The sequence below is a fragment of the Jiangella alba genome (genome assembly GCF_900106035.1).
Taxonomy (GTDB): Bacteria; Actinomycetota; Actinomycetes; order Jiangellales; family Jiangellaceae; genus Jiangella; species Jiangella alba.
Genome location: NZ_FNUC01000003.1, coordinates 2,413,633 through 2,440,516 on the forward strand (window position 1 = coordinate 2,413,633; position 26,884 = coordinate 2,440,516).

Annotated in this window: 25 protein-coding genes; 13 read left to right on the top strand and 12 right to left on the bottom strand. The window is 74.1% G+C overall.

Going from position 1 to position 26,884, the window contains the following annotated elements; translation table 11 throughout:
• The first annotated feature begins 61 nt into the window (after positions 1–61).
• Positions 62–727 (top strand): pyridoxamine 5'-phosphate oxidase family protein, encoded by a 666-nt coding sequence (locus BLV02_RS13565; protein WP_069113470.1) that lies wholly within the window; start codon positions 62–64, stop codon positions 725–727.
• Here BLV02_RS13565 and BLV02_RS13570 read toward each other — a convergent pair.
• The gene (locus tag BLV02_RS13570) at positions 699–1,715 is read right to left on the bottom strand and encodes a helix-turn-helix domain-containing protein (RefSeq protein WP_069113469.1); all 1,017 of its coding nucleotides are present in this window, start codon (positions 1,713–1,715) and stop codon (positions 699–701) included. The two genes, BLV02_RS13565 and BLV02_RS13570, sit on opposite strands and share 29 nt — an antisense overlap.
• Before the next feature lie 86 nt (positions 1,716–1,801).
• On the opposite strand from BLV02_RS13570, the gene clpX reads away from it, so the two are divergent.
• The gene (clpX, locus tag BLV02_RS13575; protein ID WP_069113468.1) at positions 1,802–3,034 is read left to right on the top strand and encodes an ATP-dependent Clp protease ATP-binding subunit ClpX; all 1,233 of its coding nucleotides are present in this window, start codon (positions 1,802–1,804) and stop codon (positions 3,032–3,034) included.
• On the opposite strand, the gene BLV02_RS13580 is transcribed toward clpX, so the two are convergent.
• From BLV02_RS13580 to BLV02_RS13600, 5 genes are all read right to left on the bottom strand, one after another.
• Positions 2,940–3,893 (bottom strand): 5-oxoprolinase subunit C family protein, encoded by a 954-nt coding sequence (locus tag BLV02_RS13580; RefSeq protein ID WP_069113467.1) that lies wholly within the window; start codon positions 3,891–3,893, stop codon positions 2,940–2,942. The two genes, clpX and BLV02_RS13580, sit on opposite strands and share 95 nt — an antisense overlap.
• On the bottom strand, positions 3,890–4,651 hold the full coding sequence (locus BLV02_RS13585) for a LamB/YcsF family protein (RefSeq protein ID WP_141711738.1): 762 nt from the start codon (positions 4,649–4,651) through the stop codon (positions 3,890–3,892). Before BLV02_RS13585 ends, BLV02_RS13580 begins: the two co-directional genes overlap by 4 nt.
• Entirely contained in the window at positions 4,648–5,313 is a 666-nt protein-coding gene (locus BLV02_RS13590; protein WP_216094417.1) for a 5-oxoprolinase subunit B family protein, read from the bottom strand. The genes BLV02_RS13585 and BLV02_RS13590 overlap by 4 nt, the downstream gene beginning before the upstream one ends.
• Before the next feature lie 19 nt (positions 5,314–5,332).
• Complete coding sequence (locus tag BLV02_RS13595; RefSeq protein WP_069113465.1) at positions 5,333–6,181, bottom strand: helix-turn-helix domain-containing GNAT family N-acetyltransferase; 849 nt, start codon at positions 6,179–6,181, stop codon at positions 5,333–5,335.
• A 77-nt stretch (positions 6,182–6,258) separates the two neighbouring features.
• Complete coding sequence (locus BLV02_RS13600) at positions 6,259–7,422, bottom strand: DUF4232 domain-containing protein (RefSeq protein WP_069113464.1); 1,164 nt, start codon at positions 7,420–7,422, stop codon at positions 6,259–6,261.
• A gap of 34 nt (positions 7,423–7,456) precedes the next feature.
• On the opposite strand from BLV02_RS13600, the gene BLV02_RS13605 reads away from it, so the two are divergent.
• The gene (locus BLV02_RS13605; RefSeq protein WP_216094416.1) at positions 7,457–9,082 is read left to right on the top strand and encodes an alkaline phosphatase D family protein; all 1,626 of its coding nucleotides are present in this window, start codon (positions 7,457–7,459) and stop codon (positions 9,080–9,082) included.
• Between the two features lie 30 nt (positions 9,083–9,112).
• On the opposite strand, the gene BLV02_RS13610 is transcribed toward BLV02_RS13605, so the two are convergent.
• The gene (locus tag BLV02_RS13610) at positions 9,113–10,000 is read right to left on the bottom strand and encodes a diacylglycerol/lipid kinase family protein (protein ID WP_083288983.1); all 888 of its coding nucleotides are present in this window, start codon (positions 9,998–10,000) and stop codon (positions 9,113–9,115) included.
• A gap of 67 nt (positions 10,001–10,067) precedes the next feature.
• On the opposite strand from BLV02_RS13610, the gene BLV02_RS35650 reads away from it, so the two are divergent.
• The 4 genes from BLV02_RS35650 (at position 10,068) to BLV02_RS13630 (ending at position 13,739) form a co-directional block, all read left to right on the top strand.
• Positions 10,068–10,982, top strand: a complete 915-nt coding sequence (locus tag BLV02_RS35650; RefSeq protein ID WP_069113462.1) for a hypothetical protein — start codon at positions 10,068–10,070, stop codon at positions 10,980–10,982.
• Positions 10,979–11,917 carry a hypothetical protein gene (locus BLV02_RS13620; protein ID WP_069113461.1) on the top strand — a complete coding sequence of 313 codons (939 nt, stop codon included), beginning with the start codon at positions 10,979–10,981 and terminating at the stop codon, positions 11,915–11,917. The genes BLV02_RS35650 and BLV02_RS13620 overlap by 4 nt, the downstream gene beginning before the upstream one ends.
• On the top strand, positions 11,914–12,870 hold the full coding sequence (locus BLV02_RS13625; RefSeq protein WP_141711737.1) for a hypothetical protein: 957 nt from the start codon (positions 11,914–11,916) through the stop codon (positions 12,868–12,870). The genes BLV02_RS13620 and BLV02_RS13625 overlap by 4 nt, the downstream gene beginning before the upstream one ends.
• A gap of 89 nt (positions 12,871–12,959) precedes the next feature.
• Positions 12,960–13,739: an erythromycin esterase family protein gene (locus BLV02_RS13630; protein WP_069113459.1), complete on the top strand. Its 780-nt coding sequence runs from the start codon at positions 12,960–12,962 to the stop codon at positions 13,737–13,739.
• Here BLV02_RS13630 and BLV02_RS13635 read toward each other — a convergent pair.
• Positions 13,736–14,530 (bottom strand): SDR family NAD(P)-dependent oxidoreductase, encoded by a 795-nt coding sequence (locus tag BLV02_RS13635; RefSeq protein ID WP_069113458.1) that lies wholly within the window; start codon positions 14,528–14,530, stop codon positions 13,736–13,738. The genes BLV02_RS13630 and BLV02_RS13635 overlap by 4 nt on opposite strands.
• Before the next feature lie 14 nt (positions 14,531–14,544).
• On the bottom strand, positions 14,545–15,465 hold the full coding sequence (locus BLV02_RS13640) for a DMT family transporter (protein ID WP_069113457.1): 921 nt from the start codon (positions 15,463–15,465) through the stop codon (positions 14,545–14,547).
• Between the two features lie 82 nt (positions 15,466–15,547).
• On the opposite strand from BLV02_RS13640, the gene BLV02_RS13645 reads away from it, so the two are divergent.
• A complete protein-coding gene (locus BLV02_RS13645) occupies positions 15,548–16,450 on the top strand; it encodes a LysR family transcriptional regulator (protein WP_069113456.1) in 903 nt (300 codons plus the stop codon).
• Here BLV02_RS13645 and BLV02_RS13650 read toward each other — a convergent pair.
• Positions 16,444–17,586 (bottom strand): epoxide hydrolase family protein, encoded by a 1,143-nt coding sequence (locus BLV02_RS13650; RefSeq protein ID WP_069113455.1) that lies wholly within the window; start codon positions 17,584–17,586, stop codon positions 16,444–16,446. The two genes, BLV02_RS13645 and BLV02_RS13650, sit on opposite strands and share 7 nt — an antisense overlap.
• Before the next feature lie 43 nt (positions 17,587–17,629).
• Here BLV02_RS13650 and BLV02_RS13655 point away from each other — a divergent pair, with 43 nt between their 5' ends.
• Entirely contained in the window at positions 17,630–18,604 is a 975-nt protein-coding gene (locus BLV02_RS13655) for a helix-turn-helix transcriptional regulator (protein WP_069113454.1), read from the top strand.
• Between the two features lie 19 nt (positions 18,605–18,623).
• Here the strand turns inward: BLV02_RS13655 and BLV02_RS13660 are convergent, their stop codons facing one another.
• A complete protein-coding gene (locus tag BLV02_RS13660; RefSeq protein ID WP_069113453.1) occupies positions 18,624–19,277 on the bottom strand; it encodes a hypothetical protein in 654 nt (217 codons plus the stop codon).
• Positions 19,278–19,367: 90 nt separating this feature from the next.
• Here BLV02_RS13660 and BLV02_RS13665 point away from each other — a divergent pair, with 90 nt between their 5' ends.
• Both BLV02_RS13665 and BLV02_RS13670 read left to right on the top strand, forming a co-directional pair.
• On the top strand, positions 19,368–20,813 hold the full coding sequence (locus BLV02_RS13665; protein ID WP_083288980.1) for an RNB domain-containing ribonuclease: 1,446 nt from the start codon (positions 19,368–19,370) through the stop codon (positions 20,811–20,813).
• Between the two features lie 106 nt (positions 20,814–20,919).
• Positions 20,920–23,058 carry a Xaa-Pro dipeptidyl-peptidase gene (locus BLV02_RS13670; protein WP_074946322.1) on the top strand — a complete coding sequence of 713 codons (2,139 nt, stop codon included), beginning with the start codon at positions 20,920–20,922 and terminating at the stop codon, positions 23,056–23,058.
• A gap of 53 nt (positions 23,059–23,111) precedes the next feature.
• Here BLV02_RS13670 and BLV02_RS13675 read toward each other — a convergent pair whose 3' ends face one another.
• Positions 23,112–24,788: a purple acid phosphatase family protein gene (locus BLV02_RS13675; RefSeq protein WP_216094415.1), complete on the bottom strand. Its 1,677-nt coding sequence runs from the start codon at positions 24,786–24,788 to the stop codon at positions 23,112–23,114.
• A gap of 252 nt (positions 24,789–25,040) precedes the next feature.
• Here BLV02_RS13675 and BLV02_RS13680 point away from each other — a divergent pair, with 252 nt between their 5' ends.
• Positions 25,041–25,523, top strand: coding sequence for a hypothetical protein (locus tag BLV02_RS13680; RefSeq protein WP_069113449.1), 483 nt, complete (start codon positions 25,041–25,043; stop codon positions 25,521–25,523).
• 65 nt (positions 25,524–25,588) lie between these two features.
• On the top strand, positions 25,589–26,761 hold the full coding sequence (locus BLV02_RS13685; protein ID WP_069113448.1) for an epoxide hydrolase family protein: 1,173 nt from the start codon (positions 25,589–25,591) through the stop codon (positions 26,759–26,761).
• The last annotated feature ends 123 nt before the right edge of the window (positions 26,762–26,884 follow it).

Here is a 26,884-nt window from a genome sequence, read left to right on the forward strand (position 1 = left end):
TCTGTAGGCGATCATGGTGCGTCGTACGCCACCCGGGGGCGGGGGATGCGGAGGTAGACACATGGACGATGCTGCGCACGATCGGCCCGGTTCGGCCGGCGAGCACGCACTGCAGGAGTCGTACGGCAGCCGGGAACGGGCTGACCGCTTCTACCGTGAACAGGTCGCCGACCACCTCAACGGCCACATGCGCGAGTTCGTCGGCCGCATGGAGATGGTGTTCGTCGGCTCGGCCGACGGCGGCGGCGAGTGCGACGTGACCTTCCGGGCCGGTCCGCCGGGCTTCGTCCGGGTGCTCGACCCGCGGACGCTGGCCTGGCCGGAGTACCGCGGCAACGGCGTCATGGCCAGTGCCGGCAACATCGTCGAGAACGGCCACGTCGGCCTGCTCTTCATGGACTTCGTGCGCGACCTCGTCGGCCTGCACGTCAACGGCGCGGCGGAGCTGCTGTCGCCGTCGGAGTTCGCCGAGTGGCACCCGGACGAGCCGGTCGACGCCGACGTCCCCGGCCGGCGGCCCGAGCGGTGGGTGACGGTACACGTCGAGGAGGCCTATATCCACTGCTCCAAGCACGTGCCGCGGCTGATGCCGGTGCCGCGGAACCGGCAGTGGGGCACCGACGACCGCAAGGCCAAGGGCGGCGACGCCTTCGGGGTGGCGGCGTCGCGCGGGCTCGGCGCGCACGCCAGGCGGGCGCTCAGGCAGGGCGCGCCACGGCTGTCGTGACGGGCACCACGGCGGCCGCGTGGCCGGCGCCGCGACCCTCGGCACGGGCCACGACGCGGCCCGCCGCGACACGGACGGCGACCTCGGTGTCGTCGGAGGGCGCGGCGACGCCGGCGGCCGCCGCCAGGGCGTCGGCCGCGGTGCCGAGCAGCAGCCGCACCGGCGGCCGGGCCGGCTCGGGGATCGCCCGGCGCAGGGTGTCGTCGAGCCGGGCGAGGACCAGCCGCGCGAGGGGCGCCAGCTCGTCCGGCTCGCCGGTCACCAGCGCCACGGTGACGGCGACGCCGGCGGGTGCCGATCGGACCGACTCCTCGGCCGCCTCCAGCCGGCGCAGGCCCAGCAGGTGCACGACGCCGTCGCGGGGCGCGGGACCGTCCGGCCACGGCTCGTCGACCGGCCGGGCGGGGGAGACGTGCTGCAGGTAGGCGCGCGGCCAGCCGCGGTCGGCCGGCAGCGCCGTCAGCAGCTCGCAGGCGGCCACGACGTCGAACTGGTCGACGAAGCCCGGCGCGGCGGTGGCGAGGTGGTCGGCGCCGGCCAGCAGGGTCAGCGCCGACGCCGCGACGCGCACGGCCCGCCCGCGCAGCCCGAGCCGCTCCAGCGCGAGCCCGAGCACCAGCGCCTCCAGCTCCAGCAGCTGCGCGTACGCGGCGCGCGCGGGCTCGTCGTCGAGCACGTCGGCGGGGAGACCGGCGCCGAGACGGGCCCGGGCGATGGCCGCGAGCGCCTCCCGCGGCGTGGCGGTCCCGGCGGCGTCGCCACGGCGCGCCCGCGCGGCCCGCTCCGCGTCGGCCGCCAGCACCGACAGGTACAGCGCCCGCTTGCCGGCGAAGTTCGCGTAGATGGCGCCGCGGGTGAGCCCGGCGCGGGCGGCGATGCCGTCGATGGTCGCGTCGCGGTAGCCGCGGTCGGCGAACTCGGCGCGGGCCGCGGCCAACACGCCGGACCGGGTGCGCTCCTGGGTCTGCGCGCGGGTGAGCCGTACCATCAGCGCCTCCCGTTGTCTTCGCTCGCGATCCAGGATACCGTCACCATCCAGATGGTCCGAACATCTGAAATGTGGGTCTGAATTCGATGACGTGCACCTTCTGCGGCAAGAGCCAGAAGCAGGTGAAGACGCTGATCGCGGGGCCCGCCCGCGTCTGCATCTGCGACGAGTGCGTCGAGGTCTGCAACGAGCTGATCGAGGAGGACCCCGCGTTCGACGACGCGGGCGAGCCGGTCGACCCGCCGAAGCCGCGTGAGATCCACGAGTTCCTCGACCAGTACGTCATCGGCCAGGACGCGGCCAAGAAGGCGCTCGCGGTGGCCGTCTACAACCACTACAAGCGGGTCCGGGCGTCCGCGTCGGACGTCACGGTCGCGAAGTCGAACATCCTGCTCATCGGCCCGACCGGGTGCGGGAAGACGTACCTCGCGCAGACGCTGGCGCGGCTGCTGAACGTGCCGTTCGCCATCGCCGACGCCACCGCGCTGACGGAGGCCGGCTACGTCGGCGAGGACGTCGAGAACATCCTGCTGAAGCTGATCCAGGCCGCCGACTACGACGTGGCCCGGGCCGAGACGGGGATCGTCTACATCGACGAGGTCGACAAGATCGCCCGCAAGAGCGAGAACCCGTCGATCACCCGCGACGTCTCCGGCGAGGGCGTGCAGCAGGCGCTGCTGAAGATCCTCGAGGGCACCACTGCGTCGGTGCCGCCGCAGGGCGGCCGGAAGCATCCCGGCCAGGAGTTCATCCAGATCGACACCACGAACGTGCTGTTCATCGTCGCCGGGGCGTTCGCGGGCCTGGACGAGGCGATCCGGGCGCGCACCGGGCGGCGCGGGCTCGGCTTCGGCGCCGAGCTGGCCCGCCCGGCGCCGGACGGCGACCCGCTCGGCGAGGTGATGCCGGAGGACCTGCTGCGGTTCGGGCTGATCCCGGAGTTCGTCGGCCGGCTGCCCGTCATCACGACCGTGAGGCCGCTGGACCGCGCGGCGCTGATCCGTATCCTGTCCGAGCCGCGCAACGCGCTGCTGAAGCAGTACATCCGGCTGTTCGACCTGGACCACGTCGAGCTCGAGTTCACCGACGACGCGGTCGAGGCGGTCGCCGACCTCGCGCTGCTGCGCGGCACCGGCGCCCGCGGCCTGCGGGCCATCATCGAAGAGGTGCTGCTGCACGCCATGTACGAGGTGCCGTCGCGCGACGACGTCGCCCGCGTGGTCATCACCCGTGAGGTGGTCGACGCGAACGTGCTGCCGACGCTGCTGCCGCGGGGCCGCGCGCCGGGGCGCCGGCAGCGGCGGGAGAAGTCCGCCTGAACCGCACGGTGTCGCCGGGGCGCAGCTGGGCGGCCGGCGACAGGTCGGCGGCCGCGACGACGCCGATCACCGGGTAGCCGCCGGTCACCGGGTGGTCGGCGAGGAACAGCACCGGGCGCCCGTCCGGCGGCACCTGCAGCGCCCCGGTCACCATGCCCTCGGGCGGCAGCTCCGCGGCCGCGCCGGCCGCGCGCCGCAGCGGCGGCCCGGCCAGCCGCAGCCCGACGCGGTCGCTGTCCGCCGTCACCTCGTACGCGGTGGCGAACAGGGTGTTCAGCGCCGACGGCGCGAACCGGTCCGCCCGCGGGCCCGGCAGCACCCGCAGCGTGACGTCGTCCACCGGCGGCGGCACCGGCGCGACGTCGACGGACGGATGGCCGGCGTGGTCGCCGGCCAGCGGCAGCAGGTCGCCGGAGCGCAGCGGGGGCGGGCCGATGCCGGCCAGCGAGTCCCACGACCGCGACCCCAGCACCGGCGGCACGCCCAGCCCGCCGCGCACCGCCAGGTAGGAGCGCAGCCCGCGGGCCGGCCGCCCGACCCGCAGCAGGTCGCCGGCCCGGACCGCGAACGGCGCGTTGAACGCCGCGGCCCGGTGCCCGGCCCGCACCTCCGCCGGCGCGCCGGTGAGCGCGACCGTCGCCGTCCGCCGGAACCGGACCACCAGCCCGCCCAGGACGAACTCGATCGCGGCGGCCCGTTCGGCGTTGGCGACCAGCCGGTTCGCCAGCCGGAAGCTGTCCTCGTCCGCCGCGCCGGACCGCCCGACGCCGAGCGCGCCGAGGCCCGGCCGGCCGAGGTCCTCGACGATCGCCAGCAGGCCCGGCTCGACGATCTCGAGGGCGGGGCCGGCGCCGCTCATGCGAACGCGGCGATCGTGACGCCGTGCTCCGTCAGCACCTCGCGGACGCGGCGCAGGATGGCGACGGCGCCGGGGGTGTCGCCGTGCACGCACAGCGATCGGGCGGCGACCGCGACCGGGTCGCCCTCGATGCTGGTGACCTGCCCGGTGGTGACGATCTGCAGGCACCGGGCCGCGACCTCGTCCGGGTCGGTGACCAGCGCGCCCGGCCGTCGCCGCGACACCAGGCGGCCGTCGGCGTGGTAGGCGCGGTCGCCGAACGCCTCGGCCACCGTCGGCAGCCCGTGCACGGCCGCGATGCGCAGCACCTCCGAGCCGGGCAGGCCGAGGATCGTCAGCCCCGGGTCGTACGAGCGGGCGGCGTCGACGACGGCGGCGGCCTGCTCGGCGTCGCGGACGATCACGTTGTAGAGGGCGCCGTGCGGCTTGACGTAGCGGACCCGGGTCCCCGTGACGCGGGCGATGCCGTCCAGCGCGGCCAGTTGGTACAGGACGTCGTCGGCCAGCTGGGTGGCCGGCATGGCGATCTCGCGGCGGCCGAACCCGGCGAGGTCGCGGTACCCGACGTGCGCGCCGACGGTGATGCCGCGGGCGGCGGCGATCTCGCAGACGCCGCGCATGATCGTCGGGTCGCCGCCGTGGAACCCGCAGGCCACGTTCGCGCTGCTCACGACCGCCAGCAGGCCGGCGTCGTCACCCATGGGCCAGGCGCCGAAGCCTTCGCCGAGGTCGCAGTTGAGGTCGATCGGGGTCGTCACGCGCGGCCCTCCGTGAACCGCACCCGGGTGCCCGGCAGCAGCGTCGCCGGCGGCGTGCGGTCGAGGTCCCACAGCACCGCGCCGGTGTGCCCGAGCAGGTGCCAGCCGCCCGGCCCGGACCGCGGGTAGACGCCGGTGTAGCGGTCGGCGATGGCGACCGAGCCGGCCGGGACGCGGGTGCGCGGGGTCTCGCGGCGGGGGAGCACCAGCCGCGGGTCCAGCCCGGTGAGGTAGGCGAAGCCGGGCGCGAACCCGGTGAACGCGACGGTGTACGTGCCGCCCGCGTGGCGGCGCACCACCTCGGCGGCGGACAGCCCGGCGGCCGCGGCGACGGCGTCGACGTCCGGGCCGTCGTAGCTCACCGGGATCTCGACCAGCGGCGGCTCGTCGGTGGCCGGTCGCTCGTCGGGCAGGTGCGCGAGGTCGTCGGTGAGCCGCTCGGCCGACGTCACGCCGGGATCGAACATGATCAGCAGCGTCTCGGCCGCCGGGACGACGTCGACCAGTCCGGGCGGCTCGTGGTCGCGCAGCGCCGCGTTCAGCGCCAGGACGTCCTCGAGGTCGTCCAGCTCGACCAGGACGGCGTGGTCGCCGCAGGGGAGTACGTGCAACTCGCTGGTGCGCATGGCCTCGCCCCTCCACACGGCGTTCTCACGGGCCATTGAAGGGACGGTGCGCCGATCATGTCAAGGCGCTGCCCGCCCGGCGCTCCAGCAGGACGCAGTCGTGCCAGACGCCGTCGCGCTGACCGAACTTCTCGCGGACGCCGACGGTGCGGTAGCCGGCCTGGTGGTGCAGCGACAGCCCGGCCCGGTTCGCACTGAACACCGACGTCTGCAGCGTCCAGATGCCGGCCCGGTCGGCGGCCGTGACCTGCTGGAACAGCAGCGCCTTGCCGACGCCGCGGCCACGGTGCGCGCGGTCGACGTACACCGCGGTCTCGCCCACCCCGCGCAGCGGCTCGCGCGGCGACGCGTGCGCGATGGTCGTCCAGCCGACCACCGCGCCGTCCAGCTCGGCCACCCAGCGGTGCCCGGGCAGCCAGCGGGCGGACAGCCGGGTGCTCGGCGGCACCGTGGTGTCGAACGACGCGAGGCCGGTGTCGAGGCCGTCCTGGTAGATGCGGCGCACCTCCGGCCAGTCGTCCAGCCGCAGCTCCCGGACGACGATGCCCGCGGGCACGTCCTCGGGGTGCTGCGGCCGCGTGGCCAGCGCCCCCATGACGACGTCGGCCATGTGCGGCAGCCCGATGATGCACGCCTCGTTCACGGTGACGCGGGTGAACGGGCCCTGGCGGCCGACGTGGACGAAGCCGAGCTCGGCCAGCCGGCGGACGTGGTGCGAGCAGGTGGACTGGCTGATGCCCAGCCGCTGCGTCAGCTCGCCCACCGTCCGCCCGGCGGGCGCCGTCGCGACGGCGTGCAGCAGCCGGACCCGGGTGGGGTCGGCGAGGCAGGCGAAGGACTCGGCGAAGCGGACGACGTCATCGGTGGGAAGCAGATCGGGGTGTTCGAGCGTGCCGGCGGTCATGGCAGGGAGCCTATTGAGCCGGATCGCCGCCCGCGTGATGTTCGCGTATCGCTGAGGTTTCCTCGGACCGAACTCGGTCAGAACGGCGCGCCGTCCGGCCGCCACTCGGTCACCGTGACCTCTCCGCCGTCGACGATGTCGAGGTTGGTGTGCGGCCCGTACCCCTCGACGGCCCAGGAGGTCAGCGGCAGTTCGGTGGCCGGCGCGCCCGGCGCCGCCGCCAGCACCACCTCGTACGTGAGGTCGGGGTTGTCCGCCGTCGGCATGGCGTTCCACTCGACCACCGCCATCGCCCGGGCGCCCGGCGGGATCACCACCCGCGCGGCGCCGGGCGCCGGGACGGCGGTGACCGTCAGCGGCTCCTCGGCGAGGGTGCGGAAGGTGAGGTCCGGGTGGCCCTGGACGGCGCAGGGCGCCGGGCCGGTGTTCGTCGCGCCCAGGAACAGGTACCGCGAGCCCAGTGCGGCGTCGCTGCCGGTGATCTCGAGGCGCAGGCCGGCCGGGTCGCACTCCGGCGCCGACGGGTCGGCGGGCCAGTCGGCGCTCGGGGTGTACGGCGGCCGCGGCGGCGCGTCGGCCACGGCGAGTTCCGCCGAGTCGTCGATGGTGCGGACGACGTCGACCCCGGCGCCCTGCACCGCCGCGACGTCGGCCACCTTCGCCAGGTCGGACGCGTCGCCCACCCGGACGTCGGCGGTCTCGCCGTCGAACACCGCCCGCACCACCCCCGGCGTGCCGGCGAAGAGGTACGCGTCGCCGACCGGCCCGCCGACCGCGTCGCGCGACTCCGGCAGCGGGTACGCGCGGACGGTGATCTCCGACCCCGTCGGCGTGACGGGATGCAGCCACACCTCCAGTTGCGGCAGCGGGAACGGCGTCCGGATGGTCCCGGGGGTCGACGTCGCCGCCGCCATGGCCGCGCGGTCCCAGAGCTGCTCGAGGTCGTCCATCGTCTCGACCGCCGAGCCCGCGCCGGACTCGGCCCGGTTCACGACGTCGAGCCGCACCGTCCAGGCGGCCCATTCGGCGGGGTCGGCGGGCAGCTCCGGGTGCTCGTCGCCGTCCGGATCGCGATAGCGCAGCGTGACGTCGTCGATGCCCGGGAGCGCGCGGGCGTCGGCGAGGATCGTCTCGGGGTCGGGGACGGCCGGGGTCCCGGCGCCGCCGGTCGAGGCGGCGTCCTGCCCGCACGCGGCCAGGACGAGGGTGATGACGACGGCCAGTAGGGTACGGAACGGCACGGAACCGACCCTAATGTCCACGAAGGAGGCGCGGGTGCCGGGCTCGCTGGTCCTCGGGCCACTGTTGCGTCACGTCGACCGCACCTCCGCCCTGATCTGGGTCGAGACCGCGCGCCCCGCCACCGTCCGGGTCCTCGACGCGACCGCCGGCACGTTCACCGTCCACGGCCACCACTACGCGCTGGTCGCCGTCGACGGGCTGCAACCCGGCACGTCCACGCCGTACGCCGTCGAGGTGGACGGTGAGCACGCCTGGCCCGAGCCCGGGTCGCCGTTCCCGCCGCCGGTCATCCGCACGCGCGGCGACGGCGGCGTGCGGCTCACCTTCGGCTCCTGCCGCATGAGCGTGCCGCACGACGCGAAGCACGACCGCGTCTACGGGACCGACGCGCTGCGGGCTCTCGCGCTGACGCTGGCCGGCGCGGACGAGTCGGCCCGGCCGGACGCGCTCGTGCTGCTCGGCGACCAGGTGTATGCCGACGAGACGTCGGAGAAGATGCGCGAGTTCATCGCCGGGCGCCGCGACGTCGCCGAGCCGCCCGGCGCCGAGGTCGCCGACTTCGAGGAGTACGCCCACCTCTACCGGCTGGCCTGGACCGATCCGGCGGTGCGCTGGCTGCTGTCGACCGTCCCGGCCGCGATGATCTTCGACGACCACGACATCCGCGACGACTGGAACACCTCGCAGGCGTGGCGGGCGACGATGGCCGGGCAGGCGTGGTGGCGGCGCCGGATCACCGGCGGCCTCGCCGCGTACTGGCTGTACCAGCACGTGGGCAACCTGTCGCCGTCCGAGCGGGCCGCGGACCCCGTGCTGGCCGCCGTCCTGGCCGCCCGCGGCGACGCTGGTGCGGTGCTGGACGAGTTCGCCTGGCGGGCCGACCAGGACCCGGCGTCGTACCGGTGGAGCTTCACCCGCGACATCGGCCCGGCCAGGCTGGTGATGATCGACACGCGCTGCGGCCGCGTCCTCGATCCGGGGAAGCGCACGATCGTCGACGACGCCGAGTGGGACTGGATCGCCGGCCGGGTCCGCGACACCGAGCGGGTCGAGCACCTGTTCCTCGGCACGTCCCTGCCGTACCTGCTGCCGCGCGGCCTGCACGACCTCGAGGCCTGGAACGAGGCGACCGCCGACGGGGCGTGGGGCGGCCGGTTCGCGCGGGCGGCGGAGTCACTGCGGCAGGCGATCGACCTCGAGCACTGGGCGGCGTTCAGCCGTTCGTTCGACGCGATGGCCGCGCTGGTCACGGAGGTGGCGACCGCGCCGGACGGGCGGCGGCCGCAGACCGTCTCGTTCCTCTCCGGCGACGTGCACTATTCCTATGCGGCGCGGCTGGCCTACCCGGGCCGCACGGCAGGCACCAGCCGGGTGTACCAGCTGGTCTGCTCGCCGGTGCGCAACCCGCTGAGCCGGACCCTGCGCTACCTCAACGGCGCCGCCGCGTTCGCCGTCGCCCGGGTCGCCGGGACCGCGCTGGCCCGGCTGGCGCGGGTGCCGAAGCCGTCCGTGCGCTGGTCGATCGACGCCGGGCCGCGGTTCGACAACGCGCTGGCCACCCTGGAGGTCACCGACGGGTCCGCCCGGGTGCGCTGGGAGACCGGGCGGGTCGACGGTGACACCGCGACGATGTCGGAGGTGCTGTCGGTGACGCTGTGACGTCGCTTCGGGGACGTCGCTTGGGGGACGTCAGGCCGGGACGGTGACGCGCAGCGCGTGCGGCCGCACCGTCCACGTCCGCGCCCCGGCCAGCTCGGCCAGCTCGCCGTCGGCGTTGAGCGGAACCGGGCCGCCCGCGACCGTCACCGTGTGCCCGCGTACCTCGACGACGTCGTGCCGTTCCGGGTGCCGGCCGCGGACCAGCGCCACCGCGAACGCCAGCCGGGCCCGCCACCCGGTCGAGAACGACACGACCACGTCCACCCGGCCGTCGTCCGGCTCGGCCGACGGCGTCACCGGGGCGCCGCCGCCGATGGTGACGCCGTTGCCGAGCGCGACCATCAGCGCGCGCCGGTCGCCGCCCGCCACCTCCGCGCCGTCGACGGTGACCCGCAGCCGCCAGCCGCGTGCCGACGCCCCGGCGACCGCGCTGCCCACCGGGTAGGCCAGCCGGCCCAGCCGCGGCTTCAGCGGGACGGCGCGCCGCCCGGCCTCCGCGCCGACGCCCAGGTGCACCGCGTTCACCACCACCCCGCCCGCGTCGTCCGTCAGCACGTCGAGGTCGCGCTCTCGCCCGTCCAGCACCACCTTCGCCGCCTGGGCCGGGTCCAGCGGCAGCCCGAGCGTGCGCGCGAGGTCGTTGCCGGTGCCCAGCGGGACCAGCCCGAACGCGAACGGCGGCCGGTCCAGCAGCCCGGCCGCCAGAGCCGTCGCGGCCAGCAGGTGCACCGACCCGTCGCCGCCCAGCACCACCGGCCGGTGTCCGGGGTGGCGCGCCAGGACGCCCGGCAGCGCGTCCGGGTCGAGGTCCGCCACCTCGACGTCGCCGCCCGCCCGCAGCACGCCCAGCGCCGTCCGCACTGCCTCGTCGCGTGCGGAACCGGCGTGGGTGTTCGTGATGACCAGCAGCTTCGGCACCCGCCGATGGTGCCAGGCCCAGATGAGAACCTTGTGAGCGGCGTCGTCACTCAGCGACAATGCATCGATGAGCCAGGGGACCGAGGGGCCGCTCGATCTCGGCGTGGTGGGTGCGACGCAGGGCGAGCCGGACGACGAGCCCCGGCGTGCACATAGTGGCCGATGGGTCTGGACGGCCGTCGCCGCGGCGTTCGTCGCCGGCGGCGGGCTGGGGCTGATCGTTGCCGACGCCCGCGACGACGCCGCCGCCTATGCCGATGTCCGGCTGGTGAGCGGGGCGATCCTGAGCCTGACCGAGCGGGCGGACGACGACTCGCCCGGCCGGATCGAGGTCAGCGTCCTCAACCTCGGCGAGCACGAGGTCGAGATCCTCGGGCTGGAACCGGAGGGCGTGGCCGTCCGGCCCGGCGAGGAGGCGGCCGAACCGGTCCCGGCACCGCCCGGCGAGTGGGTGACCGCGAGCCAGAGCGGCCTGATCGCCGACTGCGCCGCGGGCCCCGGCGACGGCCTGCGGATCAGGGTCCGCGACGGAGGCGGCACGGAACGAGTGGTCGAGGCCGACGGGCTGCCCGAGTTCGGCGGTGTCGGCGACGTGTGGGAGTCCGCCTGCCGGCCACACGAGCTGATGTTCCCATCCGTCGAGGCCACCGTGACCGCCACCGACGCCGGTAGCGTCACCACTGAGGTACGGCTGTCGAATCCGGGCACCGAGCCGCTGGAGGTGGTCGAGTTGGCGTCCGAGACCCCGGGGCTGGTCGCCACGGTGGCCGAGCTGCCGTTCGAGCTACCGCCGGACGAGTCGCTCGGCGCGCCCGTGACCTGGACTGTCGATGACTGCGAGCTCGCGCTGCAGTGGCCCGATCCCTACCTCGCCTATGCGTTCACCGGCGAGCAGGCGTCGCGCGGTAGCCATCCGGTGGACGCCGCGGCGCAGGCCGCGCTGGTGCTGCTGATCGACCGCGTCTGTGCGGGCTCGTCGTGACGGAGCCGGACGAGCCGCTCGACCTCGGCGTCGTGGGCGGCGGCCGGGACCGGGAACCGCCGGAGGCGTCGGGCGAGCCGGGCCAGCCGCGCCCAGCCCGCCGTCGCCCCGGCTGGCGCCGCTGGGCCGCCGTCGCCGCGGCGTTCGCGGTCGGCGGGGTGGCCGGGCTGGTGGTCGCGCAGGCACGCGACGACGCGGGCGGGTACGCGGGGGTGGAGCTGTACGGAGGGCCGGCGCAGCCGATCTTCACGGGGCAGCGCCCGCGCGGCGAGCTGAGCGTCCACCTGCTCAACGCCGGCGACCACGCGGTCGAGATCCTCGGCGTCGAGATCGACGGGACGCCGGCCACCGAGACCGCCGAGCCGGTGCCGGCCGATCCGGGCGCGTGGGTGACGTTCGTGCAGCGGGGCCTGCAGGTCGACTGCGCCGGGCCGCTCCCGACCAGCCTGGCGGTGCGCGCCCGCACGGCGTCGGGCGACGAACGGCTGGTCGAGCTGGCGCCGCCGGACGAGTACGAGGGCCTGCGCGGCTTCTGGTACCTCGAGTGCCAGGGTCAGTTCCAGTACGGGCTGCAGCTACGCGACAGCACGGTCGTCAGCAGCGGCGACGGCGCCGTCGTGCTGCGGCTGGAGCTGGCCAACACCGGCCTCGACGACCTCCGCCTCGGCGCGGTCGCGGCCCGGGCGCCCGGCTTCGGCCTCACCACCGGCGACGACGGCGGGTTGGTGGTCCCGGCCGGCCAGAGTGCCTTCCTCACCACCACGTGGACGGTAACCGACTGCGGCCCGGCGATGGGCGCGTCCGGCGGGTCGGTCGCGGTCCGCGTCCTGCACGGCGACGCCGAGACCGAGCAGATCCTCGTGCTGCCCGGCTCCGGGTTCACGGCGCTGGCGCGGTTGTCCGGGCAGGCCTGTCCGGCCACAATCCAGGAATGACGGTGGGGGACGGGCGCGACGACAGTTTCGACCTCGGAGTCGTCGGCCGCGCCGGCGACGACGGACCAGGCGGCGACGAGGGACCAGGCGGCCACGACGGCCCCAGCGGCGCGGACGAGCCGGCCCGGCGCCGCTGGCGGCGCTGGGCCGTGCCGGCGGCGGCCCTCGTCGCCGGGGCCCTGATCGGCACCGTCGTCGCCGACGCCCGCCACGACGCCGCCGAGCTGGCCCGCGTCGGCATCGTCAGCGGCCCGTCGACGTGGACGCCGGAGGCCGGCGGCGACGGGTCGGTCGCGCTCGACCTGCAACTGGTGAACATCGGCTCCCGGCCGGTCGAGATCATCGGCATCGAGGCGGACGGCTTCGGCGTCGAGCCGGGCACCGACCCGATCGACGCGGTCGAGGCGGCCGCCGGCGTCTGGGTCGTCGTCCGCCAGCGCGGCCTGCTGGCCGACTGCACCGCCGCGGCGCCGTCGTCGCTGCGGGTCCGGGTCCGCGACGCCGGCGGCGACGAGCGCACGGTGACCGCCGACCAGCACGTCGACTACGGCGGCATCGGCATGCTCTGGACCGAGCAGTGCGAGTTCGGCGGCGGGTACGTCCAGTTCGCCGGCCCGGCGGCGATGACCGTCGCCGACACCAGCGTCACGATGACGCTGCCGCTGTTCAACTACTCCGGCCGGTCGGTGCGCATCACGGCCATGGTGCCCATGGCGCCCGGCATGGCGGCCACGCCGCCGGAGCTGCCCGTGGCGCTGGACGGCCAGGGCAGCGCGCAGGTGGAGGTGACCTGGGCCGTCGAGAACTGCGCCGAGGCGTCCAGCATGAGCGGCGACGCCGGGCTGATCGAGTACAGCGTCGGCTACGGCTCCATGGAGGTGCCCGAGTCGTATCCGCTGGACGGACCCGCCATGGTCGAGCTGGTCCGGCTGGCGAACCGGGTCTGCGGCTGACGGTCGCGGGCGTACGTCGGCGGGCGTACGGCGCGGATCAGCGGCTGAGCGGACGAGCGCGACCACGCCGCGAGGCCAGTCTCGTCGGCATGAGCATCGACGTCCCGTACCTGAGCCGCCCGCAGGGGCCACTGGACGAGCTCGAGCAGCTGCGCCGCACGGTGGGCGACGCCGCCGTCGCCGGGCTCGGCGCCCACACCCCGTTCGCGCTGAAGCACCGGCAGGCCCGCCACCTGGTCGAGGAGCTGGGCTTCCGGACGATCGCCTGGGAGGAGAGCTGGGGCAGCGGCGTCGTCCTCGACCGGTACGTCCGCGGCGACGGCAGCAGCGCCCGCGACGCCGTCGGGCAGGCGCGGCCCGGGTTGCGCGGCCAGCCGATGCTGGACCTCGTCCGGTGGATGCGCGAGTTCAACCGCGGCCGCCCCGGCTGGGACCAGGTCCGGTTCGTCGGCGCCGACGTGCTCGAGCCGCGCGTCCTGCAGCACGTGGAGCTGCACCAGTTCGTCGCGCACGCCGCGCGGGAGCTGCTGCCGCGGGCGCACGAGCTGCTGCTGACGCTGGCGCTGCGCGGCACGCCGCAGGAGCACGCGGCCTGGTACCGGCGCCGCACCGAGGACGAGCGCCGTCCGCTGGTCGCCGCCGCCCGCGATCTGTACGACCTGGTCGGCGACGTCGCCGGGCGCCGGGCCGCTCGCCGCGGCCGTCCGGTCGTCGACGCCGACGACGCCGTCCTGCACGCGCTCGCGCTGCTCGGCTTCCACGAGGCCGGCATCGACGACCTGCGCGACCGGTTCGTCGCCGGCATCGTCACGGCCTGGCAGCGGCGCACCGGGCACCGCGTGGTCTACAGCGGCGATTGGGTCGTCTAGGGCAGGATCGAGTCGACGTAGCCGCCGTCCACCCGGACGGCGGCTCCCGTCGTCGCCGACGCCTGCGCCGAGCTGAGGTACACGACGAGGTTGGCGATCTCGTCCGGCTCGATCAGCCGTTGCAGCAGCGACTGCGGCCGGTGCCGGCGCATGAACTCGCGCTGCGCCTCGTCCCACGGCAGGTCGCGGTCGACCAGCTGGTAGACGAAGTCCTCGACGCCGCCGGTGTGCGTCGGCCCGGCGATGACGCTGTTGACGGTGACGCCGCTGCCGGCCGCCTCCTTCGCGAACCCGCGCGACACCGCCAGCAGCGCCGTCTTCGTCATGCCGTAGTGGATCATCTCGGCCGGGATGACGACGGCGGAGTCGCTGGCGATGTACAGCACCCGGCCCCAGCCGCAGGCCCGCATGCCGGGCAGGTAGGCGCGGGTCAGCCGCACCGCGGCCAGCACGTTCACCTCGAAGTACCGCCGCCACTCGGCGTCGGTGATCTCCAGCGCCGGCGTCGCCTCGAAGATGCCGAGGTTGTTGACCAGGACGTCCACCGCGGGCAGCACCTCGAGCGCCGCGGCCGCGCCGTCGTCGGTGGTGACGTCGGCGGGGACGGCGACGAGGTCGGCGCCGTCGACCTCGGCCCGCAACCGGTCGATGGCGGCGTCGACGCTGCCGGCGCTGCGTCCGTTGACGCCCACCCGGGCGCCGGAGCGGGCCAGCCCGGCCGCGATGGCCCGGCCGATGCCCTGGGTCGACCCGGTGACGAGGGCGGTGCGTCCGCTCAGATCCAGCCGCATCCCTCGATCCTGCCTCAGCCCCGGCGCCGCCGCCGGGAGATCGCGACACCGACCAGGCTGATGGCGCCGCCGATGAAGCCGAACACCGTCGGGACCTCGCTGAGCAGCGCCCACGACATCAGCACCGACACCGTGGGGACGATGTACGTCGTGGCGCTGAGCCGGCCGGCGTCCATCCGCTTGAGCGCGTAGGACCACGTGGTGAACCCGATCGCGGTCGGGAAGAGGCCCAGGTAGACGGCGGCCAGGATCGCACCCGCCGACGCGCCGGCCAGCTCCGACACCAGCTGCGGCGTCCACGGCAGCAGCACCGCGGTGCCGACGAGGCAGGCCAGCCAGGTGGTGGTCAGGCCGTCGGTGACCCGCAGCACGACCTTCTGGATCAGCGCCCCAGCGGTGTAGAGCACCGCCGCCAGCAGGCACAGCCCGATGCCCAGCCAGTCGCGGTCGCCCGTGGAGCCGAGCGAGAGGACGGCGACGCCGCTCAGCGCCACCAGCGACCCGGCGATCAGCGCCCGCGGGAACCCCTCGCCGAGGAACAGCCCGGCGCCGAACGCGATCAGCAGCGGCGCGACGTTCACCAGCAGTGCCGCGGTGCCGGCGTCGACGTGCTGCTCGCCGGCGTTGAGCGCGACGGTGTAGATGGCCAGCCAGAGCACGCCGCAGGCCGCGATCAGCCCGTACGTCCGCCGCGACAGCGGCTGCGGGATGACCCGCCGGCCGCGGGTGGCGACGACGATCGCCGTCAGCGCCACCGACGCGACCGCCAGCCGGATCAGCGCGAGCGGCGCGGCGGAGAGGGTGTGCCCGACGTCGCGGATGGCGACGAACGCCGACGACCAGAGCACGACCGTGACGGCGACGGCGATGGCGGCCTTGCGGTTCTCGGTGAGGCGGGGCGGGGCGGCGGCGGGCGCCGGGAGGGTCTGCGTCACCCTGACATGGTGCGGTGCGTGGATTCGACAGCACAAGCACGTATTACTGTCGCATCGTTAAGTCTGGCTGTACGATGGGCGCATGCTGGACGTGCCCCGCCTCCGCCTGCTGCGCGCCGTCGTCGCCACCGGTTCCGTCCGGGCCGCCGCCGACACGCTCGGCTACACCCCGTCCGCCGTCAGCCAGCAGCTGGCCGCGCTGCAGCGCGAGACCGGGCTGCGGCTGTTCGACCGCGCCGGCCGCGGCATCGAGCCGACCGCCGCCGGGCGTACCCTGGCGGCCGAGGCCGAGCCGCTGTTCGAGGCGCTCACCAGGCTCGACGGGCTGGTCGGCGACCTGCGGGCGGGCCGGGTCGGCAGCCTGTCGATCGGCTACTTCGCCTCCGCCGGCGCGGCCTGGCTGCCGCCCGTCGTCGCCGCGCTGCACCAGGAGTTCCCGGAGCTGCGGCTGGAGCTGCGGATGACGGAGGTCAAGCGGCCCGACAGCCCCGAGCCCGACGTCGACATCTTCGTCGAGCGGCCCGACTGGGAGCCGCCACTGGGCACCGACGTCCGCCACCTCGTCGACGACCCGTTCGTCGCGGTCGTCCGCGCCGACGACCCACTGGCCGCTCGGGGCGAGGTGCCGCTGGCGGAGCTGGGCGCCCGGCGCTGGATCGACAACGACCTCGACGACGGCGCCTGCCGCCGGGTGCTGCTGCGGGCCTGCGCCGAGGCCGGGTTCTCGCCGGAGTTCGCCGTCGAGACGCACGACTACCACACGGCCATCCCGTTCGTCACGACCGGCATCGGGCTCACCGTCGTCCCCGGGTTGGGCATCCGCGAGCTCCCGGCCGGGGTCACGACGGTGCGCATCGTCGCGCCCACCCCCGTCCGGCGCATCCACGTCTGCGTCCGCAAGTCCGCCGCCCAGCACCCGGCAGCGCAACGCGCCGTCGACCTCCTCACCGAGGCGGTCGACGGCGCCGCTGCGCGTCGTCACTGAGCGGGCAGCCCGGCGAAGAACGCCCGCAGGTCCTCGACCAGCACGTCCGGCCGCTCCAGCGACGCGTAGTGCCCGCCGTCGGGGAACTCGGTGTAGCGGACGATGGCATCGTTGTCGCGGTCGGCGAACGCCCGGATGGTGCGGAAGTCGTCGGCGAAGACCGCGACCCCCGTCGGCGCGTGGTTGACCGCCGGCTCGGCGCCAGAGCGAGCCTCCTCGAAGTGGTACCGCCCGGCCGTCGCCGACGTGTTGGTGAACCAGTACAGCGACACCTCGGTGAGGATCTGGTCGCGAGTGACCAGACTGGTCCCGTTGCCGAAGGAGTTGAACAGCTCGTTCCAGGCCAGCTGGCCCACGGGCGAGTCGGACACGCCCACGGCCACCGTCTGGGGGCGCGACGCGTTGATCGCGTTGTAGCCGCCGACGGCCTGGAACCACTCCAGGTGCTTCAGTCCGGCGTGGTCGGCGGGGGAGAGGTCGGCGAACTCGGCCGGGTCGCCGGACGGGAACGAGAACAGCTGCAGCACGTGCAGGCCGAGGAACCCGGGCGGGTTCAGCAGGCCCAGCTCGCGCGACACCATGGCGCCGCCGTCGCTGCCGTGCGAGCCGTAGCTCTGGTAGCCGAGCCGGCGCATCAGCGTGTCGTAGGTGCGGGCGACCCGGGCCATCGTCCAGCCGCGGTCCTCGACCGGCGTGCTGAAGCCGAAGCCCGGCATCGACGGGACGACGACGGAGAACGCGTCCTCGGCCCTGCCGCCGTGCGCGACCGGGTCGGTCAGCGGGCCGATCATGTCGAGGAAGTCGATGAACGAGCCGGGATAGGAGTGCGCGAGCAGCAGCGGCGTCGCGTCCGCCTCGGCCGACGGCACGTGGATGAAGTGGATCGTCTGGCCGTCGATCTCGGTGAGGTAATGCGGGAAGGCGTTGATCCGCTCCTCCTGCGCCCGCCAGTCGAACCCGTCGCGCCAGTGCTCGACCATCTCGCTCAGGTAGTGGTTCGGCGTGCCGTAGTCCCAGTCGTCGCCGGGGACGGGGCGGGGCAGCCGGGTGCGGACCAGACGGTCGTGGAGATCGTCGAGGTCGGCCTGGCTGATCTCGACGCGGAACGGGTGGATCGGTGCGGTGGTGTTCGTCATGACAGTCACGCTACGGGCCTATTAGGCAAGGTATCTTCCTAGTATGACCGGGACTTCCGCACGGATGTTGGCGCTGCTCTCGCTGATGCAGTCGCGGCCCGCCTGGACCGGTACTGAGCTGGCCGAACGCCTCGGCGTCAGCGCCCGGACCATCCGCTACGACGTCGACCGGCTGCGCGAGCTGGGCTACCCGGTCGACGCCGCGCGCGGCCCGGCCGGGCACTACCGGCTCGGCGCCGGCGCCCGGCTGCCGCCGCTCCTGCTGGACGACGAGGAGGCGGTGGCGGTCGCGATCGGGCTGCGGGCCGGCCGCGGCGTCGCCGGCATCGAGGACAGCAGCGCGCGGGCGCTGGCCAAGCTCGAGCAGGTGCTGCCGCACCGGCTGCGCCGTCAGGTCGCCGCCGTCAATGACGCGCTGTCGCAGGGCCCGGAGAACACCGGCAGCAACGTCGCCGACCCGGTCGTCGACGCGTCGGTGCTGACGGCGCTGGCGGCGGCGATCCGCGACCACGAGCAGGTCCGGTTCGGCTACCGCGGCCGCTCCGACACCGCCCCGCCCCTCGCCGTCGAGCCGTACCGCCTGGTCAGCTGGCAGCGGCACTGGTACCTCGTCGGCCGCGACCCGGCGTCGGGCTGGCACCCCTACCGCGTCGACTGGATGTCGATGCGCATGCGCACCGGCCTGCGGTTCGCGCCGGCCACCCTGCCGGGCGGCGACTACACCGCGTTCGTCCTGCGCGAGGTCGCGTCGGCCGGCTGGTCCGTCCACGCCCGCATCACCGTCTCCGCGCCGGCGGCCGAGGTGCTGGCCCGCATCAACCCGACGGTCGGCGTGGTGGAGTCGGTGGACGAGTCCACCTGCGTGCTGGTGACCGGCGCCGACTCCCTCGAGATCATCGCCGTCTACATCGGCATGCTCGGCCTCGACTTCCACGTCACGTCGCCCCCTGAGCTGGTCGAGCACCTCCGGGTGCTGGGGGAGCGCTACCGCCGCGCCATCCCGCCGCCGGTGAGCTGACGCCGAAGGGCTGATCTTGCTATCCTGATCCCGACGCCGGTCCCTCCGCGGTGGGGTCGGAAGTGGGCCGAGGACCCCGGGGGTATACCCGGACCTCGGCTTCGCGCTTCCTAGTGAGTCCGATGCGATGTTCGGTGAGGATCGCGGCCACCGCCTCCCGGTAGGCGGGCTCCTTCCCCTCGGCCGCGCAGATCGCACCGGCCACGATGTCGGCGGCCCACAGCAACGGCTCGTCGCCCGCGCGCGCATGCGCCACCCGCAGTGTCGGCGGCACGACGCCACGCACGCGGAAGCCGCCGACCACGTCGAGATCGCGCCGATCCGCCACGGGATTGCGCGACTCCAGACAGACCTCGTCCACTCCGGCGTCGGCCAGTTCGAACAGCAGCGCCCCCAGGCAGTGCCTGCGGGCGCGTTCCTGCCGACGCGGATTCACCGGCGCGCCCACCACGGCGATCGCCAGCGTCGGCAACCCGGCGAGGAGCCCGGCGGCCGAGTGCCGTGCGGCCGGGAGCCGGTCGCGCCAGTGGAAGCGCCGGCCGGGGCGTGGTTCGAGCGCCCGGACGGCGGCGCGCACGGCCGCGGCGTCCGCCCGGTCGAGGGCGACGGCCGCGAGCACGTACACGCCGTCGTCGGTGCGGATGGATTCGTCGACGTAGGCCAGCCAGCTCACACCTTCTGTGGGTGCGTTCCGCGAGCGGTTCGTGACACCCCGTGAGAGGCTGTGGACGGCCGATCGAGCGACCCGCAGGGGAGGACGGCAGTGCCCAGACGTGTGGTGCGGCTGCGTGACGAGGTGCTGTCCGCCGACGGCGAGACGCTGCGGGCGGGGGTGGCGGCCATCCAGGCCGAGCTCGACGTCGCGCCGGAGTTCCCGCCGGAGGTCGAGCAGGCGGCGCAGCGGGCCGCGAAGAGCCCCCGCCTCCCGGACCTCGACCGCACCGACCTGCCGTTTGTCACCATCGACCCGGCGACGGCGCAGGACCTCGACCAGGCGCTGCACATCGAGAAGAGCGACGCCGGGTACACCGTCCACTACGCCATCGCCGACGTCGGCGCGTTCGTCAGCCCCGGCGACCCGCTGGACGAGGAGGCGCACAAGCGCGGCGAGACGCTCTACGGCGCCGACTCCAAGGTGCCGCTCTACCCGAAGGCGCTGTCCGAGGACGCCGCGTCGCTGCTGGCCGACCAGGTGCGCCCGGCGCTGCTGTGGACCATCGAGCTGGACGGCGACGGCGGCACGGTCGCGGCCCGGGTCGAGCGGGCCCGGGTGCGCAGCCGCGCGAAGCTGTCGTACGCCGAGGTGCAGGAGCAGCTCGACAACGGCACCGCCGACCCGGTGTTCACCCTGCTGAAAGAGGTCGGCGAGCGCCGGCAGGCGCAGGAGGCCGAGCGCGGCGGCGTCTCGCTGCCGCTGCCCGAGCAGGAGGTCCGCGTCGACGGCGAGCACTGGTCGCTGGCGTTCCGGCAGCAGCACCCGGTCGAGCAGTGGAACGCGCAGATCTCGCTGCTGACGGGCATGACGGCGGCGACGTTCATGGTGACGGCGAAGACCGGCCTGCTCCGCACGCTCGCACCGGCCGACCCGCGCGACGTCAAGCGGCTGCGGCGCACCGCGCGGGCGCTGCGCATCGACTGGCCCGACGACGAGAACTACCCCGCGTTCGTCCGCTCCCTCGACCCCGCCACGTCCAGTCACGCCGCCATGCTGGTCGCGTGCACGCGGCTGCTGCGCGGCTCCGGCTACGTCGGGTTCGCCGGCGAGCTGCCCGAGCACACCGGCCACTCCGCCATCGCCGCCGACTACGCGCACGTGACGGCGCCGCTGCGGCGGCTGGTCGACCGGTACGCGGGCGAGATCTGCGTCGCGCTGAGCGCGGGCGACGCCGTGCCGGGCTGGGTCGTCGACCGCCTCGGCGAGCTCCCGAAGACCATGCAGGGCTCCACCCGCCGGGCCAACCAATACGAGCGCGCCGTCCTCGACCTCGTCGAGGCGGCCGTCCTGCACGCGCACGTGGGCGAGAGCTTCGACGGCGTCGTCGTCGAGGTCGACGACCGCGACCAGCGCAAGGGCGACGTCACGATCCGCGAGCCCGCGGTCGAGGCGCCCATCAGCGACGGCGCCGAGCTGCCGCTCGGCACCGACGTCCGCGCCCGGCTGGCCGCCGCCGACCCCGCGACGAGGACGATCCGCTTCGAGCTGGCGTAGAACCGCTGTCGGGTTCACATCGGTTGTCATGCGACAGGTGTCGGATGACATTGCACTGGGCCGCCACTAGCGTCCGAGCATCCAGCCCTACGAGGAAGGACCGCTCATGGCCCAGCGCCGACACCGGACCAGAGCCGGCGCGGCACTCGCCGCCGCCGGCGTCTGTACAGCCGCCCTGCTCACCGCCGCGAACGGCGCGGCCGGCGCCGCACCCGCCCCCGCGCCCGCGCCCGCCGAGCCCACGTTCGTCGACGGGCTGGCGCAGCCGGTGTTCACCGGACCGTTCATCCAGCACGAGCTCTGGGTCGAGACGGAGTTCGACACCGACGGCGACGGCGAGCTGGACCGCATGCACGTCGACGTCACCCGGCCGGCCGAGACCGACGGCGCCGGCCTCGAGGTGCCGGTCGTGTACGAGTCCAGCCCGTACTACTCGGGCACGGCGAGCACGAACACCAGGTTCTTCTGGAACGTCAACGTCGAGCTGGGCGCCCAGCCGCCGCTGCGCACGTCGCCGGACGCGCTCCCGGACGCCGCCCGCGCGCCGGGCGGCACCAGCCCGCGCATCTCGTCCAGCCTGATCAACACCTGGGTGCCGCGCGGCTTCGCCGTCGTCCACTCCGAGTCGCCGGGCAGCGGGCTGTCCGACGGCTGCCCGACGGTCGGCGGGCCGAACGAGTCGCTGGCGCCGAAGGCGGTCGTCGACTGGCTGAACGGCCGGGCCCGCGGCTTCACCAGCGCCGACGGTGACGAGGAGGTGACGGCCTACTGGTCGACCGGCCGGGTCGGCATGACCGGCACGTCGTACAACGGGACGCTGCCGCTGGCCGCCGCGACCACCGGCGTCGAGGGCCTCGAGGTGATCATCCCGGTCGCACCGAACACGTCCTACTACCACTACTATCGGTCCAACGGCCTGGTGCGGAACCCGGGCGGCTGGCTCGGCGAGGACGTCGACTACCTGTTCGACTACATCAACAGCGGCGACCTGGAGAAGCGGCAGTACTGCCGCGACACCGTCCGCGACGTCATGCAGGCCGAGCACGACCGCGTCACCGGCGACTACAACGACTTCTGGGCCGGCCGCGACTACCTGAACCAGCTCGACGACGTGCGCGCGGCGGTGCTGATGGCGCACGCGTTCAACGACTGGAACGTCGTGCCCGAGCACAGCGTCCGCATCTCCGAGGCGCTCGAGGCCAAGGGCGTCACCGTCCACGAGTACTTCCACCAGGGTGGACACGGCGGCAACCCGCCGCTGGACATGATGAACCGCTGGTTCTCGCAGTACCTCTACGGCCAGGACAACGCCATCGAGGACGACCAGAACACCGCCTTCATCGTCCGCAACGAGCTCGGCGGCAGCACCGTCACCCCGTACGCCGACTACCCGAACCCGGCGGCCTCCACCGCGACGTTGAACCTGCGGGCCGGCGGGGCGACGGCGGGCGGCCTGACCTCGCTGGCGCTGGCCGACGACGCCACCGAGACGCTGGTCGACGCCGGGACGAACGCTTGCAACGCGGGCGCGCTGGCCACGGCGCCGTCGCAGCACCGGCTGCTCTACACCACGCCGACGCTGACGGAGAACGTCCACCTGTCCGGCACCACGGAGGTGACGGTGCGCATGGCGGCCTCGAAGGCGCGGGCCAACCTGACCGTCGCGCTGGTGAAGCTGCCGTGGACCGGTGACTCCGCCTGCGCGTCGAGCACCCAGCGCCCCACCACGAGCGTCATCACCCGCGGCTGGGCCGACCCGCTGAACCGCGACTCGCTCACCGAGGAGAAGCCGCTCACGCCCAGGCAGTTCGTCGACGTGACGGTGCCGCTGCAGCCGGACGACCAGGTGATCCCGGCCGGCTCGCAGATCGGGCTGATGATCTGGTCGACCGACTCGGAGTTCACGCTGCGCCCGCAGCCGGGCACCGAGCTGTCCGTCGACCTCGCCGGCACGACGGTCGAGCTGCCGGTCGTCGGCGGCCCGCTGGCGCTGCCGATCTGCGGCGACCAGGACACCCGCGCGACCGTCGTCATCGACGGCGCCGACACCGGCGTCCCGAACCACCCGCTGGCCGGCACCTGCACCGTCAACGACCACGTCCTCGACGACCAGGACTGGCCGAACCACGGCGCGTTCGTCCGGCACACGACCGAGCTGGCCGACCAGCTGGCCGCGGCCGGCCTGATCAGCGGCCGCGAGCGCGGTGCGCTGGTCCGCACGGCCGCGCAGTCGGACGTCGGGTAACACCGCGGCGGGCCGCCCCTTCCCGGGGCGGCCCGCCTCCGTGCGTCCGGGCGTCACCGGTTGACGGTGATCTCCGGGCTGGTGATCTGCTGGTTCACGCTCTCCAGGTACACGACCTGCGTGCTCAGCTTCTTCGCCGACGACGGGAACGTCACCGGCAGCTCGAGCAGGCGGCCCAGCTCGTCCGCCGTCGCCTCGCCGACCAGCACGTCCTGGCCGCGCTCGACGTTGCGGACGTAGACGTTCACCGTCTCGCCCGGCTCGTAACCCCACGCCGACACGTTGACCGTCCCCTTGAAGTCCACGGCGGTCGTGTCGGTGGCGACCTGCTCGCCGACGGTGTTCTCCGGCGTGCGGATCTCCTGAACGGTGCGCTCGCCCGCGTCGTTCTTGCGGATGGTGACGCCGTCGTGGTGCTCACCGTTGGCGTAGCGCGCCTCGTAGGTGATGCTGTCGGCCGTGACGTCGATCATCTGGTAGAGCTGCATGTCCTGGCCGATGGACATCTGGTCGGCGCCGTTGTCGACCCAGTTGCTGTCGACGGCGTCGTACATCTTGCCGCCCGACACCGAGGTCGCGTACACGGTGCTGTCGTGGACGGTCACCGACCGGCGCGAGGCGGTGGTGCTGCCGCGGCCGTAGGTGTGGTCGTGGCCCTGCAGGACGAGGTCCACGCCGTACTGCTCGAACAGCGGGCCCCACTGGTTGCGGACGACCGGGTTGTTGCGGCCGGACGCGACCGAGTAGACCGGGTGGTGGAACGTCACGACGGTCCACTTGTTCGGGTTGTCCGCCAGCTGCTGCTCCAGCCACGCGGTCTGCGCGGCCATGATCGGCGCCTGGCTCTGGACGTTGGTGTTCAGGCCGATGAAGCGGACGCCCTGGTAGTCGACCGAGTAGATGGTGTTGCGCAGGGCGGCGTTGGTGGCGTCGGCACCGAAGTCCGGGCCGTTCTCCGGGTTCGGGAACGTCGGCTGCCAGAACGTCGACAGCTGGCCGCCGCTGTACTCGTGGTTGCCGGTGACCGAGATGTTGTTGACCTGGCTGTTGATGAAGCCGTCGGCGGCGTGCCACTGGCCCCACTCGAGCTCGCTGTTGGCCGTGTTCACGAGGTCGCCGGCGTTGACGATGACCTTCGCCTCCGGGCGGTCGGCGAAGGCCTGCCGGAACACCCGCGGGCCGGCGGAGTCGATGTAGTTCTGCATGTCCCCGTAGTAGATGAACGAGAACGGCTCGAACCCGTCGGCGGCCGTGGTGAAGTCGATCCACTCGCTCCAGTTGACGCCGTCGCCGACGCGGTAGGTGTAGCGGGTGTCCGGCTCCAGGCCGGTGAACTCCACCTCGTGGTAGATCGACGCGTAACCCAGGCTGGTGTTGACCGGGTTTGTCGAGCCGGCCATGACGGTGCGCACGGCGCCCTCCGCCGGCTTCACGTCGCCCAGGGCGATCGGCGCCTCCAGGATCTGCGCCTGCGCGTACTCGCCGCCGGTCTCCGAGCGCCAGGTCACCTTCTGCGAGGTGGCCGGGGTCGTCGTCGGGACCAGGATGACCCGGTCCGGCAGCGCCGACGGCTCGTACACCTCGGCGTCGGGCACCTTGACCGGGGGCTCGCTGTCCGCACCGACTGCGGCCGGAACGGCGATCAGGCCGCCACCCAGCAGCGCGGCGCCGACAGCGGCGCCGGCCGCACGGCGCGAGCCGAACGGCCCGCGCTTCCTCACGTCACTCACGTTGAGTCTCCTCCCAGGACACTCTCGGGACCGCCGGCGGGTCGCGCGGCGGTCTCCCCGATTCATCCCAGGTCAGTCGGAAAGGGTGAGAACGGTCAGGTCACGGCCGGTTGACCCGGCGATGAACAACTGAAAACGGTTCTCTTGTTGCGACCGGGTCGCACCCGGTGACGGCTGATGGCCACGGCCGCGCGGCCCGGCGGGCACCCGTCCGTCATGTGCCGTTCATCCCGGGATGCCTACGCTTCGGCCGTGCCCGTCGCGTCCGCTGTGCGCCGTCCGCTCGTTCTCTGCGCCGTTCTTCTCGCCCTCGCGGCCTGCGGCGGGCCGGCCCACAAGGACGACGCGTTCGTCGACGCCGGTGTCACGGGCCTGCTGGACATCGAGCTGACCGAGTGCTTCTCCGACCCCGAGTACTCCCAGCTCGCCGGCGAGGACGTCGTCCTCTACCTTCCGTGCGACGAGGGCGCCGACAACCAGTCGTTCATGTTCGTTCAGGCCCCCGACGGCCCCTGGGACCGCGCCGCCGTCGCCGAACTCGGCTGGGACGAATGCGGGCGGGGGTTCGAGCAGCAGTGGACCAGCCAGGACGAGTCGGGCCTGGACTACTACCCGATCCTCCCGACCCCCGAGACCTGGGCCGACGGCGACCGCGCGGTGATGTGCGCGGTGTACGACCCGGACGGCCGGCTCCAGGACTCCGTCCTCCCGCCCGCCGCCGGCGTCAGCCAGTAGTCACCTGCCGGCGAGGGCCGCGTCGCCCGGTTCTCGCTGTCGGTACCGCCCCCTAATGTGATCCCATGACCGTTGACCAGCCTCGACCCTTCGCTCCGCGGGCCACCGCCGCTGAGCTCGACGATCTGCGTGCCCGGCTGCGGGCCACCCGCTGGCCCGACGTCCCCGAGGACGCCGGCTGGTCGCTCGGCACCGACGTCGGCTACCTGCGCGAGCTGGTCGCGTACTGGGCCGACGAGTTCGACTGGCCGGCACAGGAGGCGGCGCTGGCCGAGCTGCCGCGGTTCCGGGTGTCCATCGGCGGGCTGGGCATCCACTACGTGCACGCCCGGGCCGTCGCGCCGTCCGGGCCGGTGCTGCCGCTGGTGCTGACGCACGGCTGGCCCGACTCCTTCTGGCGCTACACGAAGGTCGTCTCGCTGCTCACCGATCCCGCCGCCCACGGCGCCGACCCGGCCGATGCGTTCGACGTCGTGGTGCCGGACGTGCCGGGGTTCGGCTACTCCGACCGTCCGCCCGTTCCGCTCGACTCCATCGCCGTCGCCGGGCTGTGGGCGCGGCTGATGAGCACGGTCGGCTACGACCGCTTCGGCGCCGCGGGCGGAGATCTCGGCAGCCACATCACCCGCTACCTCGCACTCGACCACTCCGATCACGTCGTCGCGGTGCATCGCACCGACGCCGGCCTGCCGGTGTTCGCCGGAGACCCTGCCGACCTCACGCCGTCCGAGCGCGACTGGATGCGCGGCGCCGCCGCCTGGGGTGCGTCGGAGGGCGCCTACGCGGCCATCCAGCGCACGAAGCCGCAGACCGCGGCCGCCGGGCTCATGGACTCGCCGGCCGGCCTCGCCGCCTGGATCGTCGAGAAACTGCGTGCCTGGAGCGACTGCGACGGCGACATCGAACGGCGGTTCACGAAGGACGAGATCCTCACCAACCTCACCATCTACTGGCTCACCGGCACCATCGGCTCGTCCATGCGCATGTACGCCGCCAACGCCGCCATCCCGCCGGCCCAACTGGCGCGCCGCATCGAGGTCCCGTCCGGCTTCTCCATCTTCCAGGGCGACGTCGTCCGGCCGCCCCGCGCCTGGCTCGACCGCACCGCCCACGTCGTCTGGGCCACCGAGCCGCCCCGCGGCGGTCACTTCGCGCCGTTCGAGGAGCCGGAGCTGTACGCCCAGGAGCTCCGCGAGTTCTTCCGCCCGTACCGGGAGGTGGTGGCTTCTGGAGGGTGAGCGACCCGCCGAGCCGCCGACTCGGTGAAACAGCACAGGTGCGCCGGCCTCGGGGCCGGCGCAGCCGGCCCGGCGGGGCCGGGTCACGCGTGGCAGTCGCCGCCGCTGAGCTGGGCCTGATGG

Excerpts from the sequence above, each read along its gene's own strand:
- BLV02_RS13565 (WP_069113470.1), top strand. The coding sequence starts at position 62 with ATGGACGATGCTGCGCACGATCGGCCCGGTTCGGCCGGCGAGCACGCA.
- BLV02_RS13570 (WP_069113469.1), bottom strand. The coding sequence starts at position 1,715 with ATGGTACGGCTCACCCGCGCGCAGACCCAGGAGCGCACCCGGTCCGGC.
- clpX (WP_069113468.1), top strand. The coding sequence starts at position 1,802 with ATGACGTGCACCTTCTGCGGCAAGAGCCAGAAGCAGGTGAAGACGCTG.
- BLV02_RS13580 (WP_069113467.1), bottom strand. The coding sequence starts at position 3,893 with ATGAGCGGCGCCGGCCCCGCCCTCGAGATCGTCGAGCCGGGCCTGCTG.
- BLV02_RS13590 (WP_216094417.1), bottom strand. The coding sequence starts at position 5,313 with ATGGCCCGTGAGAACGCCGTGTGGAGGGGCGAGGCCATGCGCACCAGC.
- BLV02_RS13595 (WP_069113465.1), bottom strand. The coding sequence starts at position 6,181 with ATGACCGCCGGCACGCTCGAACACCCCGATCTGCTTCCCACCGATGAC.
- BLV02_RS35650 (WP_069113462.1), top strand. The coding sequence starts at position 10,068 with ATGAGCCAGGGGACCGAGGGGCCGCTCGATCTCGGCGTGGTGGGTGCG.
- BLV02_RS13625 (WP_141711737.1), top strand. The coding sequence starts at position 11,914 with ATGACGGTGGGGGACGGGCGCGACGACAGTTTCGACCTCGGAGTCGTC.
- BLV02_RS13630 (WP_069113459.1), top strand. The coding sequence starts at position 12,960 with ATGAGCATCGACGTCCCGTACCTGAGCCGCCCGCAGGGGCCACTGGAC.
- BLV02_RS13635 (WP_069113458.1), bottom strand. The coding sequence starts at position 14,530 with ATGCGGCTGGATCTGAGCGGACGCACCGCCCTCGTCACCGGGTCGACC.
- BLV02_RS13645 (WP_069113456.1), top strand. The coding sequence starts at position 15,548 with ATGCTGGACGTGCCCCGCCTCCGCCTGCTGCGCGCCGTCGTCGCCACC.
- BLV02_RS13650 (WP_069113455.1), bottom strand. The coding sequence starts at position 17,586 with ATGACGAACACCACCGCACCGATCCACCCGTTCCGCGTCGAGATCAGC.
- BLV02_RS13655 (WP_069113454.1), top strand. The coding sequence starts at position 17,630 with ATGACCGGGACTTCCGCACGGATGTTGGCGCTGCTCTCGCTGATGCAG.
- BLV02_RS13670 (WP_074946322.1), top strand. The coding sequence starts at position 20,920 with ATGGCCCAGCGCCGACACCGGACCAGAGCCGGCGCGGCACTCGCCGCC.
- BLV02_RS13685 (WP_069113448.1), top strand. The coding sequence starts at position 25,589 with ATGACCGTTGACCAGCCTCGACCCTTCGCTCCGCGGGCCACCGCCGCT.